The sequence below is a fragment of the Pigmentiphaga sp. genome, assembly GCF_019689535.1.
Classification (GTDB): domain Bacteria; phylum Pseudomonadota; class Gammaproteobacteria; order Burkholderiales; family Burkholderiaceae_B; genus Pigmentiphaga.
In genome coordinates, this window is the sequence record NZ_JADGHH010000090.1 from 1 (window position 1) to 13799 (window position 13799).

Annotated in this window: 16 protein-coding genes; 10 read left to right on the top strand and 6 right to left on the bottom strand. The window is 64.3% G+C overall.

Annotated features, from left to right (window positions below):
* On the top strand, nt 1-250 hold a 250-nt coding region (locus tag IRZ12_RS09535), incomplete at its 5' end, for a TetR-like C-terminal domain-containing protein (protein WP_296467741.1).
* A gap of 9 nt (nt 251-259) precedes the next feature.
* Here the strand turns inward: IRZ12_RS09535 and IRZ12_RS09540 are convergent.
* Entirely contained in the window at nt 260-748 is a 489-nt protein-coding gene (locus tag IRZ12_RS09540; protein ID WP_296467772.1) for an LEA type 2 family protein, read from the bottom strand.
* Nucleotides 749-950: 202 nt separating this feature from the next.
* Between IRZ12_RS09540 and IRZ12_RS09545 the strand changes: the two genes are divergently transcribed.
* Entirely contained in the window at nt 951-2159 is a 1209-nt protein-coding gene (locus tag IRZ12_RS09545; protein ID WP_296467743.1) for an NAD(P)/FAD-dependent oxidoreductase, read from the top strand.
* 28 nt (nt 2160-2187) lie between these two features.
* On the opposite strand, the gene IRZ12_RS09550 is transcribed toward IRZ12_RS09545, so the two are convergent.
* Together IRZ12_RS09550 and IRZ12_RS09555 are read right to left on the bottom strand one after the other, a co-directional pair.
* Nucleotides 2188-2946, bottom strand: coding sequence for a hypothetical protein (locus IRZ12_RS09550; RefSeq protein WP_296467745.1), 759 nt, complete (start codon nt 2944-2946; stop codon nt 2188-2190).
* 16 nt (nt 2947-2962) lie between these two features.
* A complete protein-coding gene (locus IRZ12_RS09555) occupies nt 2963-3928 on the bottom strand; it encodes a tripartite tricarboxylate transporter substrate binding protein (RefSeq protein WP_296467747.1) in 966 nt (321 codons plus the stop codon).
* Between the two features lie 149 nt (nt 3929-4077).
* Between IRZ12_RS09555 and IRZ12_RS09560 the strand changes: the two genes are divergently transcribed.
* From IRZ12_RS09560 to IRZ12_RS09585, 6 genes are all read left to right on the top strand, one after another.
* Nucleotides 4078-4866 (top strand): GntR family transcriptional regulator, encoded by a 789-nt coding sequence (locus IRZ12_RS09560; protein WP_296467749.1) that lies wholly within the window; start codon nt 4078-4080, stop codon nt 4864-4866.
* Nucleotides 4867-5031: 165 nt separating this feature from the next.
* The gene (locus IRZ12_RS09565; protein ID WP_296467751.1) at nt 5032-6312 is read left to right on the top strand and encodes a 3-isopropylmalate dehydratase large subunit; all 1281 of its coding nucleotides are present in this window, start codon (nt 5032-5034) and stop codon (nt 6310-6312) included.
* Nucleotides 6309-6851 carry a 3-isopropylmalate dehydratase gene (locus IRZ12_RS09570; protein WP_296467753.1) on the top strand — a complete coding sequence of 181 codons (543 nt, stop codon included), beginning with the start codon at nt 6309-6311 and terminating at the stop codon, nt 6849-6851. The genes IRZ12_RS09565 and IRZ12_RS09570 overlap by 4 nt, the downstream gene beginning before the upstream one ends.
* Nucleotides 6852-6875: 24 nt before the next feature.
* Nucleotides 6876-7505: a cysteine hydrolase family protein gene (locus IRZ12_RS09575; RefSeq protein ID WP_296467757.1), complete on the top strand. Its 630-nt coding sequence runs from the start codon at nt 6876-6878 to the stop codon at nt 7503-7505.
* A gap of 13 nt (nt 7506-7518) precedes the next feature.
* Complete coding sequence (locus IRZ12_RS09580; RefSeq protein ID WP_296467759.1) at nt 7519-8382, top strand: oxaloacetate decarboxylase; 864 nt, start codon at nt 7519-7521, stop codon at nt 8380-8382.
* A 100-nt stretch (nt 8383-8482) separates the two neighbouring features.
* Complete coding sequence (locus IRZ12_RS09585; RefSeq protein WP_296467760.1) at nt 8483-8977, top strand: PRC-barrel domain-containing protein; 495 nt, start codon at nt 8483-8485, stop codon at nt 8975-8977.
* A gap of 86 nt (nt 8978-9063) precedes the next feature.
* On the opposite strand, the gene IRZ12_RS09590 is transcribed toward IRZ12_RS09585, so the two are convergent.
* Nucleotides 9064-9420, bottom strand: a complete 357-nt coding sequence (locus IRZ12_RS09590) for a nucleotide pyrophosphohydrolase (protein ID WP_296467762.1) — start codon at nt 9418-9420, stop codon at nt 9064-9066.
* A 120-nt stretch (nt 9421-9540) separates the two neighbouring features.
* Between IRZ12_RS09590 and IRZ12_RS09595 the strand changes: the two genes are divergently transcribed.
* Nucleotides 9541-10002 (top strand): GyrI-like domain-containing protein, encoded by a 462-nt coding sequence (locus IRZ12_RS09595; protein ID WP_296467764.1) that lies wholly within the window; start codon nt 9541-9543, stop codon nt 10000-10002.
* A gap of 7 nt (nt 10003-10009) precedes the next feature.
* On the opposite strand, the gene IRZ12_RS09600 is transcribed toward IRZ12_RS09595, so the two are convergent.
* Together IRZ12_RS09600 and IRZ12_RS09605 are read right to left on the bottom strand one after the other, a co-directional pair.
* Nucleotides 10010-10984, bottom strand: a complete 975-nt coding sequence (locus IRZ12_RS09600) for a tripartite tricarboxylate transporter substrate binding protein (protein WP_296467767.1) — start codon at nt 10982-10984, stop codon at nt 10010-10012.
* 126 nt (nt 10985-11110) lie between these two features.
* Entirely contained in the window at nt 11111-11992 is an 882-nt protein-coding gene (locus IRZ12_RS09605; protein WP_296467768.1) for a pirin family protein, read from the bottom strand.
* Between the two features lie 152 nt (nt 11993-12144).
* Here IRZ12_RS09605 and IRZ12_RS09610 point away from each other — a divergent pair.
* The coding region (locus tag IRZ12_RS09610) for an AsmA family protein (protein WP_296467770.1) at nt 12145-13799 on the top strand (1655 nt) is incomplete at its 3' end.

A 13799-nucleotide genomic window follows, 5' to 3' on the forward strand; every position in this document is an offset into this window, starting at 1 on the left:
CGCCTACGGTGCGGAGAAAAAGGGCGGGCGGGGGCGGAATCCTTTCGAGCTGTTGAGCGACGCCCTGGACCGCATGGCCAAAGCCGGCCTGCTTACGCCGGAGAGGCGATTTGCGGCGGAATACCTGGCGTGGTCATCGGTGCATGGCTTGGCCATGCTCGTGATCGATGGCCCCTTGGGCAGCTTTTCCCCCGCGCAAATGGAAGCGGTGGGACAGCGCTTGATCGACATGGTGGAGCGGGGGCTGTAGTGCTTCAGGTCAGTATCCGGGCAAACTGAGGGAACCTTCGTCCACGAAGCGCGTCGTGCCGAATACGCCGCCCGAGAGCTTGCCGCGAATCACGTAGGGAATGTCGTCCAGCCGTGCAGTATCGGCCATTCCCAAGGCCTGGCGTATGGCGCTCAGGGCCGAGACGGAGACGGGCACGGTCAGCACAGCCTCGCCGAAACGGGGAATGCTTCCACGTTCGCTGCTCACGCCGCTGGCAAAGCGTTTCCCGTTCAGATCCAGTTCCAAGGCGATTCCGTCGTAATCCACCGCTGTTTCGTTCGGGTTCTGCACGCGCAGCTTCACGGCAAGACGCACCTCAAGGCCCTGGCCTTCGAGCGGGTCGACGCCAGCCACCTGGACATTGAGGGGGGATCGGGCCGAGAGGGCGGCGCAGCCGCCGATGGCGAACGACAGGAAAAGCAAAACGACGAGTGCGCTTCGACGCAGCGCAGGAAAGGCTGGGCGGGCGGTATGCATGCGCGTGCCAATCGAGACCGAAAGGCTCATCTTAGGAAGCCTGTGCGCGGGTCGCAAAACATGTTACCTCTTGCCATCTCCCTCTTTGGTTCAACGCGGTAATTGTCCTATTGACAGGTCAATAGAATAATTGTGCAATGCCAGAAAGACCGCGTCGCCGACTGGCGCGCCGGTGTGAATACGACAAACGGAATGAGGTAGCATGAATAACGGGACCCCTGAACAGGTCATCATCGTAGGCGGCGGTCCGGTGGGGCTGACGGCGGCGATGCGGTTGGGACACTTCGGCATTCCTGCCGTGGTGGTGGAGGCTGAGCATGAAGTCTCCCGGGCGTTGAAGGCGTCGACTTTCCATCCCCCTACGCTGGAAATGTACGATGAATACGGTATCACGCCTGACCTGATCCAATCCGGCCTGGTCGCCCCGACTTGGCAGGTCCGCATGCATGAAACGGGCGAGTACGCCGAGTTCGACCTCTCCGTCCTCAAAGACGACACGCCTCATCCCTACCGATTGCAGGCCGAGCAGTGGAAATTGTCCGAACTCCTGCATGAGCATATCCGTACCCGGCTGCCTGGCTTGCAAGTACTGCGGGGCCAGCGCTGCGTGGCCATTTCCCAGGACGAGAACGCCGTTCGCGTCACCGTCGAGTCCGACACGGGGGAGCGCCAGGAGTTGGCCGGCCGCTACGTGATTGCCGCCGACGGCGCGCGCAGCACCGTGCGCACCTTGCTCAACCTGGAGTTCGAAGGGCTGACTTTTCCTGAGACGACGGTCCTGGCCACGACGAAATTCCCGTTCCACGAGCACATTCCCACGCTGTCCTATATCAACTACTGCTGGGCTTCCACCGGCACGTTCAGCTTGTTGCGCCTGCCCGGGCTTTGGCGGGTCAGCCTGTATCCGTGGGAGGGGGAGTCGGTGGAAGATGCCCTCGAGCCGGAGTCCATCGAGAAAAAGCTCCAGTACATTTTGCCGCGCGACGAAGCGTACGACGTCCTAGAGGTGCGCCCCTACCGCATCCACCAGCGGGTCGTGCACAACTACGTGCACGGGCGAATCGTGCTGGCGGGCGACGCAGCGCACATCAATAGTCCGAGCGGCGGCATGGGCATGAACGGTGGCATTCATGACGCCTTCAACCTCACCGACAAGCTGCGCCGGATCTACGCCGGGGAGAGCGATGCGCTGCTCGGGCAATATGATCGCCAGCGACGCCCCATTGCGATCAAGCACGTGCTGCAGCAATCTGGCCGCAACCGCGCCCGCATGCAAGAAAGGAACGAAGCCCAGCGGCGTGCCACGCTGCAGGATCTGCAGCGCAAGGCCAATGACCCGGCACTCGCGCGCAATTACCTGCTCGAGACGTCGATGATCTTGAGTCTTCGCGAGGCCGCCACGATCGAATAGAAGGCGGCCCCGGTACAGGCACAGGCCGTCAGGCCTGTTGCCTGGCCAGCCGTTCGCGCCAGTGGGCGCCGGTCAGCCAGGGCCGGAGGGGGGCGGGTTGGCCGTCGATGACCGACACCCCCATCCAGGCCAGGCAAAGCATGCACGAAAGCACCGGCACGCGCGACTGCTCGTTGGCGATGAGCAGGGGCTCCAGCGTGGGCATGCCCGTACCCAGCATCAGGATCGCATCGGTATCGTCCGAGGCCAGGTCGTCAAGCAGCTTGCCGGCCGTGCCGGCCTTCATGGAATAGATGGGGTGGAACTGCGTGGTGTCCATGGGCGCGGAAGCGATGCGCGACACCTTGAACCCTTGCGACTCCCAATACGTTTTGCTCGCGGCGGTGAGCGAATCGGGGTAGGGCGAAGCGAGCGCCACGCGGCGCGCGCCGAGCTGGGCCAGGGCCGCCACGACCGCCGTGGCGGCCGTGAAGGCTGGTACGCCCCGCTTGCGCTCGATATTCGCCAACACCTCTTTCTCCCGTTCACGACCGACCAGGTAGGAAGCGCCGGTGCAACCGACGGATACCGCCTGGATCGGAGCATTGGCGAACTGGTCGCACGCATCTTCCAGCCTGTCGACGTAGTCGACCAGGCGGCTTTCGATGGTGGATTTGTCGCTCATCAGGCGGCCGTTGATGTGGGCGTAGCCCGCCGGCAGCAAGATGAAATGCTCGGGTTCGACGGTCGTGTTGGCCTGCGGCGTCAGCAGGCCGATGAGTCCTTTGGGAGCGTATTCGACGGACATTACTTCTCTCAGCTACTCAGTCCAGTTTGATGTTGGCGGCCTTGATGACTGACGCCCACTTGTCCTCTTCCTCGCGGAGGAACTTGATGAACTCGGCTTGGGGCGCGCCCATCGGCGTAAGCCCTTGCTCCGCGAGCTTCGCGCGGAAATCCGGGTTGCCCATGACGCGGGACAGCGAGGCCTGCAGTTTCTCGGTGACGGGGGCAGGCAGTCCCGCGGGCGCGGAAACGCCAAACCAGGCTTCGCCTACCATGCCGGGAATCGTTTCGCTCATGGTGGGCACGTCGGGGAAGGCCGGCACGCGCTTGGCACCGCTCACTGCCAGGATGCGGACGTTTCCAGCGCGGAATTGGGTCGCTGCTACGCCCAGGTTGTTAAAGATGGCGTCCAGCTGCCCGCCGAGCAGGTCGTTCATGGCCGGGCCCGTGCCCTTGTACGGGACGTGGGTCATGTCGATGTTGGCCTTCTGTTTGAGCATTTCGCCCGTCAGGAAGCCGGCCGAGCCGACGCCGGCAGAGCCGTAGTTGTACTTGCCGCCGGCCTTGCGGGCCAATTCCAGGAACTCTTTGAAGTCCTTGGCCGGGTGGTTCGTGCGAACGATCAGGCCGTTCGGGAAGGTGCCAAGCAGGGTGATGTGGGTGAAGTCCTTATAGGAATCGTAAGGAATCTTCTGGCCGAGCAAGTGGCCGGTGGTGATCGCCGCGCCGTTGGTGATGACTAGCGTATAGCCGTCGGGCTTGGCCTTGGCCCCCAGGTCCGTGCCGAGGATGGAGCCGGCGCCGCCCTTGTTCTCGACGAAGACGGTCTGTCCGATGTCCTGTTCGAGCGCATTGGCGACCAACCTGCCGATGACGTCGGTCGTTCCCCCGGGGCTGAACGGCACGATGAGCCGAATGGGGCGTTCGGGATAGTTGTCCGCATGGGCGGAGGTCGATACGACTGCGATTCCGACGGCCAGCAAAGCGTGACGCAGAATATTCAAGGCGCGGGGGCGGGCGCGGAGATCCCCTGTAATATGATGGCGCATGGCATAGACCTGAAAGAAAAAACACGGCATATGGATATTCGAACAGGTTGTGTCATCCGTCAAGAAAATTGTTCTATTGGACAGACAATAAGACAGAGAGGCCTATGCAGCAAACCTTGCCCCTCCCGAAATACCACAGCGTCTACCTGGTGTTGAAAGAGCGGCTGCGCGACGGCGTGTACGACGAGCGCGTCCCCGGGGAACTGGAGCTGATGGAGGAATTTGGCGTCTCGCGGGCAACGGTGCGCAAGGCGTTGGAGAATCTCGCGCTGGAAGGGTTGATCGAGCGGGCCGCCGGGCGCGGCACGCGCCGGGTGCCGCCACCTGTGCCGGAGGGGCGTGACGCGCCGCGCCCCTCAAAGATGACGGGCTTGCTCGACAACCTCATCGCGGCGAGCCTGGAGACGACCGTCAAGGTCATCGAGCACGAATACCTTCCGGCCAACGAGCACGTCGCCAAGCTACTGCAGGTGGATGTGCGGAGCCAGGTGCTGCGGGCGGTCCGGGTGCGCAGCATCAAGGCGGGGCCGGTTTCCCACATTACGACCTGGGTGCCGCGCGAATTCGCAGGCAACCTCGGCAGGCGCCAGCTCGGGCGCAAGGCGATGCTGGTGCTGATGGAAGAGTCGGGCGTGGAAATCGGTCGCGCCCGCCAAACCATTTCCGCCCGGCAGGCTGACGCATCCGTCGCGGCATTGCTCGGCATGCCCTTGGGGTCGGCATTGTTGTCGGTGAACCGCCTGGTCTACGACGTGAAAGACCGGCCCGTGCTATGGCTGCAAGGCCTTTATTGCCCGGATCGATATGAGTACGAAATGGAATTGTCGCGGGTAGGCGACATCGACGCCAAGGTCTGGGTAAGCAAAGATATCAGCGCTGCCTATCTCGGCTGAGCGCGGGGTGGCGACGATGCGCGGTATCGCGAGTTCCGCCGCCCGCCCGCGGCGGCGAACGTTTCCATCTTTTGCAGGAAAAGCCACACAAACGCCCGAATCAAATGTACTATTGTTAGGACAATAGATTAGCGAGCCTTCCAGGCTCTTCAAGGAATCGGGTGAGTGGTGGATACGTCACCGGGTAAAGGCCAGACGCTGGCGCAAAAGCTGATCGCGCGTGCCGCGGGACGCGCACGCGTGGACGTGGGCGAGATCGTGACTTGCAAGGTAGATCTCGCGATGTTCCATGATTCTTCGGGGCCAAGGCGGCTTCAGCCCATGCTGGAGGAGCTGGGAGCCGCGATCTGGGATAAGTCGCGGGTGGTCCTGGTCATGGATCATTACGTGCCGGAACGCGACGAGACTTCCAGGAAAATCGTCCGCATCGCCCGCGATTGGGCGCGCGAGCAGGAATTGCCCCACGTCTACGACAGCCAGGGGATATGCCATGTCGTCCTGCCTCAGGGCGGACACATCACGCCCGGGATGTTCTGCGTCGGCGGCGACTCGCACTCGCCCACGGGCGGCGCGTTCGGGGCTTACATGTTCGGGATCGGCTCCACCGAAATGCTCGGGGTGGTCGTCACGGGCGAGATCTGGGTGCGGGTGCCGGAGACCTTGCGCATGCACTGGTCTGGCCGCCTGTCCGAAGGCGTGACGGCCAAGGACATGATGCTGCACATGCTGGCGCGATTCGGCATGAACGGTGGTGCCTACCAGGCGGTCGAGTTTTGCGGTCCGGCGGTACGGGCGTTGAGCATGCAGGAGCGCATGACGCTCTCTAACATGAGCGCTGAGCTGGGCGCCCAGGTCGGCTTGATTGCGCCGGATGCGACGACGGTGGAGTGGCTGGCCGACACCGGGGCCAAGGTGCCGGACATCGAAGGATGGGAGACCGACGACGATGCTCCGTGCACGCGTTTCGATTTCGATGCGGGCAGCCTTGCGCCCATGGTGGCCGCCCCGCACAGCCCGGCCAACTCGCGCCCTATCGGCGAATACGATCGTGTTCCGGTGCACGTGGCCTATATCGGAGCCTGCACCGGCGCCAAGCTGGACGATTTGCGCGCGGCCGCGGCCGTGCTGCGCGGCCGGCGCGTTGCCCCGGGAGTGCGGTTGATCGTTGCACCCGCCAGCGTGAAGGACCAGGAAGCAGCGCGCAGCGAAGGCGTACTGCAGGCGCTCCTCGACGCGGGTGGCGAGTTGTACCCAACTTCATGTGGCGCATGCTCGGGTTATGGCAATGCCGTGGGAGACAATGTGACAGTGATATCCACGACAGCACGCAACTTCAAAGGCCGGATGGGTTCGCCCACGGCCAGCGTTTACCTGGCTTCGCCGTATACCGTGGCGGCGTCGGCATTGCGCGGCTACATCAGCGATCCGCGCGAGGTGCTGGCATGAGCGAAATGGCACAACGAGGCATGGTCGCGTTGAGTGAAACCGGTCGGCACCGAGTCTGGAAGCTCGGCTCGGACGTCGACACCGACCTGTTGGCACCCGGCTACGTCATGCAGCACGGAATCGAGGTCATCGCCCAGCATTGCCTGGAATCGGTGCGTCCGGAGTTCGCCAGCGAAGTTCGGCCCGGGGACGTGGTCGTGGCGGGTCCGGGCTTCGGCATCGGCTCGTCGCGCGAACAGGCCGCGGCAGCGTTGGTGCGGCTGGGCGTTGCGGCGGTGATTGCCCCCTCTTACGGCGGATTGTTCTTTCGCAACGCGTTCAACCTGGGGCTGATGCTGTTGACCTGCCCGCAGGCCGAAACCCTGGCGGATGGCGAGTGCATCGGCGTTCGTTTTGCGGGCACGCCTGAGATCCTCGCGCAGGACGGCCGCGTGCTGGCGTGTGAACCGATTCCCGATTTCCTCGTTGACATGGCCCGCAGCGGCGGCCTGCTGAACCAATTGCGCAAGCGACTGGCGCGTGAAGGCGCGCCCGCCTGAGGCAGCACGCACGGATTGCATGACATGACCCTCGACTCTCCTCTCGATCCGGCACGTACTGCACTCGTGATCGTCGATCTCCAGAATGATTTCCTCGCTCCGGACGGCGCGTATGCCCGGGGCGGGGCAGTCAGCAAGGCGGCGTTGGATCTACCCCCCCGCGTGGCAGCGGTAGCGCGCGCCGTCAAACAGGCCGGCGGCTTGGTGGCGGCGAGCCAGTTCACCCTGTGGCCCAACGGCCGGGGCGAGCCCATGATTGCGCCCCACCTGGCTGCCTTGCGACCCTTCCTGCGCAAGGGAGACTTCGCGCCCGGCAGCCGCGGCCAGGCCAATGTGCCCGAGCTGGATGGATTGGTCGATGTGTCGGTCTGCAAGGTCGCGTATTCCGCGTTCTTCAATACGCAGCTCGACTGGGTGCTGCGCCATGCGGGCATCGAGACGGTTGCCGTGTGCGGGATCGTGACTAACGGTGGCGTGGCGAGCACCGTGCGCGACGCGCACATGCGCGAGTATCACGTCATTGTGTTGGCCGACGGCTGCGCGGCCTTCCGCGAGTCGGTGCATGCTACTGCGCTGGCCGACATGGCGGGCATTGCCGACGTGACGGATTGCCAGAGTTTCGAACGGGCCTTGGCTGCGTCCAAGACCGCCTGACGGAGAATTTCTCATGCCTCACGACATGCGCGCACGCTTGGCGCGCTCCGAAATCGTCCTCGCCCCCGGCGTTTATGACGCCTTCAGCGCGCTTATCGCCGAGCAGGCCGGCTTCGAGGCCTTGTACCTGTCGGGCGCGTCGATTGCGTACACCCGGCTTGGGCGCTCTGACGTCGGCCTCACCACGTATACCGAGGTCGCCGACACCCTGGCGCGCATTACGGAGCGGGTTGCGCTACCGGTCATCGTCGATGCGGATACAGGCTTCGGCAATGCCTTGAACGTGATGCGCACGGTTCGCGGGCTCGAGCGCGCCGGCGCCGCAGTGATCCAGTTGGAGGACCAAACATTTCCGAAACGCTGCGGCCACCTTGATGGAAAGTCCGTGGTGCCGGCGGCGGAGATGGTGGGCAAGCTCAAGGCCGCCCTGGACGCGCGCGATTCGGACCAAACCCTCATCCTGGCACGTACCGATGCCTTGGCCGTGGAGGGGCTGGATGCTGCGCTGGAGCGCGCCGAACGTTATCTCGAGGCCGGGGTCGATGCGTTATTCATCGAAGCCTTGCGCTCCCCCGAGCAGATGCGTGCGGCGTGCAGCCGTTTCGCGGGCCGCGCGCCGCTGCTGGCCAACATGGTGGAAGGCGGCAAGACGCCTGTGCAGAGCGCTGCCGAATTGCAGCAGTACGGCTTTCGTATCGCCATCTTCCCCGGCGGCACGGCGCGTGCCGTGGCGCATACGCTACGCGGCTATTACGCCAGCCTGCATGCGCACGGCACGACGGCGCCTTGGCGTGAGCAGATGCTGGACTTCCAGCAACTCAATGAGCTGATCGGCACGCCGGAATTGATCCGGCAGGGCAACACCTACTCGGAATGAGTGCGGCACGCTCCTTGCTGACGCATAGTGCGCTTCCAAATCATGAAACCATTGCGCCGACGCGGCGTAGGAAGCGACAGGCGTCGGCGAGGAGACGACCATGGCACTAACCGAGACCCCTGCGTCGAAACAAGGCGCAGGCATCGTGGGAGAAGGCGGCATGACGGCAGAGGGTCCCGGCCCGCACATCATGGCTGCCGCCACGCTGGACGGGAATACGGTTTACAGCGCCGACGATGTCGACGTCGGATCGATCAAAGAAATCATGCTGGACGTAAGCTCCGGGCGTATTGCGTACGCCGTGCTGTCCAGCGGGGGATTCCTCGGGATGGGCGACAAGCTGCTGGCCATTCCATGGAACGCATTGACGCTGGATACCGACCGCAAGGCGTTCATACTCGGCGTGCCCGCGGAGGTCGTGAAGCAGGCGGAAGGTTTCGACAAAGACCACTGGCCTAGGTTTGCCGATGCCGCATGGGCGAGTTCGCTGCATGGCCACTACAAGACCGACCCCTATTGGCATCGGGGCGAACGTACCACCATTAACCAACCGGTCGTCAATGCCCCGCGAACCGGGTTTTCCGAAGGCCTGTAAGCCGTTAGCTCTCTGCGTCGGGCACCGGCAGGCGCCCGGCACTTTTCTCCCATGACTGAAACGTCATCCGGCGGGCCTGCCGGCGTTCAGGCTTCGCCGTCTTCGTCGTATTTGCGTGCACTGCCGTAGGAGGCCTCGCGCGGATACTTCATTGCGTTCTTCAGCATCTTCCGCTCGACCGCCTGGGCAATGTCGATGTCCAGTTTGTCTGCCAGCGCGACGAGATACAACTGCACGTCGGCAATTTCGTCCGCTGCTTCCGACAGCTTGATGGGGTTGAGCTCCTTCGATTCCTCTTCCGTCATCCACTGGAAAATGGAGACCAGCTCGCCGGCTTCGCCGCTCAATGCCATGGCGAGGTTTTTCGGCGAATGAAACTGGTCCCAATTGCGCTCGCTGGCAAAGCGCCGGATGGCATGCTTGATCTTGGCGAAATCGGACACGGCGAATCCTTGCGTGTGGAAGATTTCATTCTAGTCCTCTCTCCCGCAACCGTCCGGAACGGCAAAATCGCAAAATCTGCAAAGCGAGCATTCCTATAGTGCGCGCCAGGAGAGGACCTCGTGAAATCGCAAACCCGCACCCACTATGAGCGGCGCCTGGAGCCCGTTGGCGACTATCTCGGCATTGGCGCGACCTTCGACCGGCTGTTCATGCTGGCGGCCAACCGCGGGTTGTTGCGCGAGGGCGCCCGTTCTTTCGGCGTGTATTTCGACGACCCGGAGCAGGTTGCAAAGGAAGCGCTGCGAGCGGCGGCAGGCGTCGAGGTCGGGTCCGGGACGGAAATCGCCGAGCCGTTGCAACGCTTGGCGCTGCCGGCGGGACGCTGTGCCGTGCTGGAGCACGTCGGGCCGTACAGTGAGCTAGATACCGCCTATGCGTGGCTGTTCGGTGGCTGGCTGCCTGCGAGCGGCGAGCAGCCAGGAGACTTCCCGGTATTCGAGGAGTACCTGAACGATCCCAAGTCCGTCGCGCCTTCGGCGTTGCGGACTCGCATCTATCTGCCGCTCGCGGACAAACCATGACGCCCGTTCAATTGCTGCGCAGGTCGATGCGTGAAGCGAGGTCTCCGTAAACCTTCAGTTCCCGTGCCAGCTGGCTGCCGAATTCGGCGGGCGTCTGCGGCTTGGCGGCAAGGTTGCCTTGCGCCTGCATGGCTTGCTGCACGGCGGGATCGCGTAGGATGTCGCCTACATCCGCATTGATCTTCTCGACGATTTCCGGGGGCGTGCCGGCCGGCGCCAAAATGCCGTGCCAGGTACTGATGAGGAAATCGGGCAGGCCCGCCTCGGCGAAGGTTGGAACGTCCTTGAGCTGTTCCAGGCGCTCGTTCGAGGCGACGGCCAGCGCGCGCAGCTTGCCCTGGGTAATGTAGGCCATGGCCGAACCCGGCGTGGGAAAAGACATGTCCACCACGCCGCCGATGAGGTCTGTCATGCCCTGGGCCGCGCCTTTGTAGGGAACGTGCAGGATCTCGGTGCCAGTCTTGATCTTGAACAGTTCCCCGGCCAGGTGAGGCACGCCGCCGACGCCTTGCGACGCGTAGCTGAACGGTTTTTTCTTTTCGCGCAGGGCGGCGAGCAGCTGGGCGAGGTTTTGGTAGGGCGAGGCGGCATTCACCACCAGCACATTGGGGACTTCGACGGTTTGCGCGACCGGCGTGAACGATTTCTCTACGTCGTAGCGCAGGCTCTTGTTGACGAATTTATTGAGATTATGGCTGGTTGCGGCAACCAGCAAGGTGTAGCCGTCGGGACGCGCTTCGGCCACGGCGGCGGCCGCGATGGTGGCGTTCGCCCCGGGCTTGTTCTCTACGATGACCGACTGTTTCCAGCGTTTGGCCAGTTCGTTCGCGATCAGTCGGGCCGATTGGTCGATCGCGCCGCCTGGCAGGTAACCGACGACCAAGGTGACGGGGCGGGTGGGGTAGTCGACGGCGAGCGCGGGCTGGCAGAGCAATGCCGTCGCGGCAAAGAGGGCCGCGACCCTGGAAGCAGGAAAGGACATGGACGTCTCCGGTATTTCTGGTCGAGTGATTGCGGACGCCGGCCCGGAGGCGGCGCGCCGTACACGCTAAACACCGGAGCATCCGGAATCAAGGGCCGCATGGGCTGCTTTTCGAGTGGTGGAAAGCTACCAGGGCAAGGGGGGCGGGGCGATGCGGCGTTCTTCGTATCCCTTGACCGAGCCAAAGCGGGGGCTGCGCGCTTCCCAGTCCCGCTGGGCCTGGGCGATCGCTTCTTTGCTGCCCACGAAATTCCACCAAATCGTCAGCTCGTCGGTAGGCGGTTCGCCGCCGATGAGCAGCAGCCGGGTGCCCGCCGCGACGGCCAGCGAGAGTTCCGCGCGCCCGGCACTAGCATAGGCGAGTTCGTTGACGCCGAAGGCTTCCCCGTTCACCGTCGCGGCGCCTTCGAGCACCATCAGGCCGTGTTCGAAGCGACGATCGAGCGCAAGACGGAACGACGCCCCAGCCTCGCAGTACATGTCCAGGCAGACCAGGGCAGAGTGCACCCGGGTAGGGGCGCTGCGTTCCGCGTACGTGCCCGCGAGCAACGTGGACTCGACGCCGGATTCCGTCCATCGCGGCAGGTCCGGGTAATGGTCGAAGGCAGGCGGCATGTCCCGCTTGTCGGGCGGAAGCGCGATCCAGAGCTGGGCCGCATGCAATACCTGCTGGTCCGGCAAGGATTCCTCGGTGTGGCTGATGCCGATGCCGGCTGTCATCAGGTTCACTTGGCCCGGGCGCAGCACTTGTTCGTTGCCCAGGCTGTCGCGGTGCAGGGCCTCGCCCTCGATGAGCCAGGTGAAGGTCTGCAGGCCGATGTGCGGATGGGCTTCGACCAGCAACCCCTGGCCGGGAGCGAAGCGGGCAGGCCCGGCATGGTCCAGGAAGCACCAGGGGCCGATGCGTCGGCGCTGCCTGACGGGCAGGACCCGGTCGACACTGATGCCGCCGCCGACATGCGCCGTACGGGAAGCGATGCGTTCGATGGGGGAAGTCTCCGTCGTCATGCCTGGTGCTCCGTCGCAATGGCAGGGATTCCGGGGGACGCCTTCCGTGCATGAGCGCAGAGGTCGTGCCGCTATGATAATGCCTTGGGCTAAAGTGGGGGAAGCCGGGCGAAGACAGACCCGCTTCCTGGGATCGAGGGGGGACGTGTTACATGCGGTGGTTCAAGCGCATCGCAATCAGTGGGGCCATCCTGGTCGCCATCGCGGCCCTCGGGGTGACGGCTTTGGCATTATGGGTCGACCCCAATCATTACAAGCAACCGATCGCCGACGCGGTCAAGAATCGTTACGATCGCACGCTGCGCATCGATGGCAAGCTGAAGCTGAGCTTTTTCCCCAGCTTGGGCGTGGAGATGGAGCATTTCTCGCTTTCCGAACCCCGCTCCGCCCAGATCTTCGCCGCCGCCGATTCGGCGCGGGCGTCGGTCGCCGTACTGCCGTTGCTGGCCGGCCGCATCGTGGTCGACCACATCAAGGTGACCGGCCTCAAGGCCAACGTGGTGCGCTACCAGAACGGCAAGTTCAACTTCGACGACCTGCTGGGAGAGACGACCGACGACGCAGGCCCTGCCGCCAAGGGCCAGCTCCAGGCCGAAGAAGCCAAACCCCTGGAATTCGACGTGGCGGGCATCGAGTTCACCGGCGGCGAGCTGGCTTTGCGCGACTATGTCCGCGGCACGTCCATGCGGGTGGAGCGGCTTGCGGCCACCACGGGGCGCGTGGCGCCCCGCCGGCCCTTCGAGTTCTCGGTCTCGGCACGCGTGCTGGGGCAGACGCCGCGCGTAGACGCCTCGGTGCAGAGCCAAGGCCGCCTGACCTTCGATCCCGCCGCGAAGCGCGTGTCGGTCAAAGGACTGGACTTCAAGGCGATGGGCGTCCTGCCGTCGATCCGCGCGACGGCGCTGACCGCGCGCGGCGAGATCGCGTACGACGGCCTGCGTGAATCCATCGACGCGTCGGGTGTATCGGTCTCTTTCCAGGGCGATGTCGCGGGTACGCGGCCGCTGACGGGGGTCGATGCGCGCTTGGAGGTCCCCCGGCTGATGGCGGGACTGTCGGAAGGCCAGCTGCAGGTGGAGAAACTCTCTCTGTCTTCGCAGGGAAAGTTCGGCCCCGATGCGTTCGAGCTCTCACTTTCGGCGCCGACGTTGAACGTTTCCCCCGACCAGGCGCGCGGCGAGGCCGTCACGGCGAGGTTGCGCATGAGCGGGGAGCGTACCGTAGACGCGCGGCTGGAGCTATCGGGCGTCTCGGGCAATGCCGACAAACTGGGCATGAGCCGCGTCGCCGTGGACGGAGAGATCCGGGACGGGGAACGGGTGATCAAGCTCTCCGCCGCCTCCCCGCTGGAGGCCAGCCTGCGCCGCAAGGCGGCGTCGCTGACTGAGGCGGAAGGGCGGGTCGATATCAGCGACCCCGCCTTGCCTGCCGGGCCAATGCAGATTCCCTTCACGGGCAGAGTGCGGGCAGACCTGGAGAAGGAGCTGGTTTCCGCCCGCATCGACGCAACGCTCGAGGGCGGTCAATTTCGCGCCACGACCGAGGTCGCGGAGTTCGACGAACCGCGCGTGACGTTCAGCCTGTCCGCCGACACGCTCGACCTCGATAAGCTTGTCCCGGCACGCAAGGCCGATGCCACGCGCCGGAGCGGCTCGACGGGGGCAGGCCAGGTTTCGGCCGACCAGCCCGTCGACCTGTCGATGTTGGAAGGCGTCACGGCCAATGGCACCATCAAGATCGGTAGCCTCGTCGTCCGCGGCTTGAAGGCGAGCAATGTGTCGGCCTCGGTCCGGGTCGCCAAGGGCCG

Bases quoted from the DNA above. Each gene is read 5' to 3' on its own strand.
- IRZ12_RS09600 (WP_296467767.1), bottom strand. From the start codon at position 10,984: ATGTCCTTTCCTGCTTCCAGGGTCGCGGCCCTCTTTGCCGCGACGGCA.
- IRZ12_RS09550 (WP_296467745.1), bottom strand. From the start codon at position 2,946: ATGTCCGTCGAATACGCTCCCAAAGGACTCATCGGCCTGCTGACGCCG.
- IRZ12_RS09575 (WP_296467757.1), top strand. From the start codon at position 6,876: ATGACCCTCGACTCTCCTCTCGATCCGGCACGTACTGCACTCGTGATC.
- IRZ12_RS09545 (WP_296467743.1), top strand. From the start codon at position 951: ATGAATAACGGGACCCCTGAACAGGTCATCATCGTAGGCGGCGGTCCG.
- IRZ12_RS09580 (WP_296467759.1), top strand. From the start codon at position 7,519: ATGCCTCACGACATGCGCGCACGCTTGGCGCGCTCCGAAATCGTCCTC.
- IRZ12_RS09560 (WP_296467749.1), top strand. From the start codon at position 4,078: ATGCAGCAAACCTTGCCCCTCCCGAAATACCACAGCGTCTACCTGGTG.
- IRZ12_RS09570 (WP_296467753.1), top strand. From the start codon at position 6,309: ATGAGCGAAATGGCACAACGAGGCATGGTCGCGTTGAGTGAAACCGGT.
- IRZ12_RS09540 (WP_296467772.1), bottom strand. From the start codon at position 748: ATGCATACCGCCCGCCCAGCCTTTCCTGCGCTGCGTCGAAGCGCACTC.
- IRZ12_RS09605 (WP_296467768.1), bottom strand. From the start codon at position 11,992: ATGACGACGGAGACTTCCCCCATCGAACGCATCGCTTCCCGTACGGCG.
- IRZ12_RS09585 (WP_296467760.1), top strand. From the start codon at position 8,483: ATGGCACTAACCGAGACCCCTGCGTCGAAACAAGGCGCAGGCATCGTG.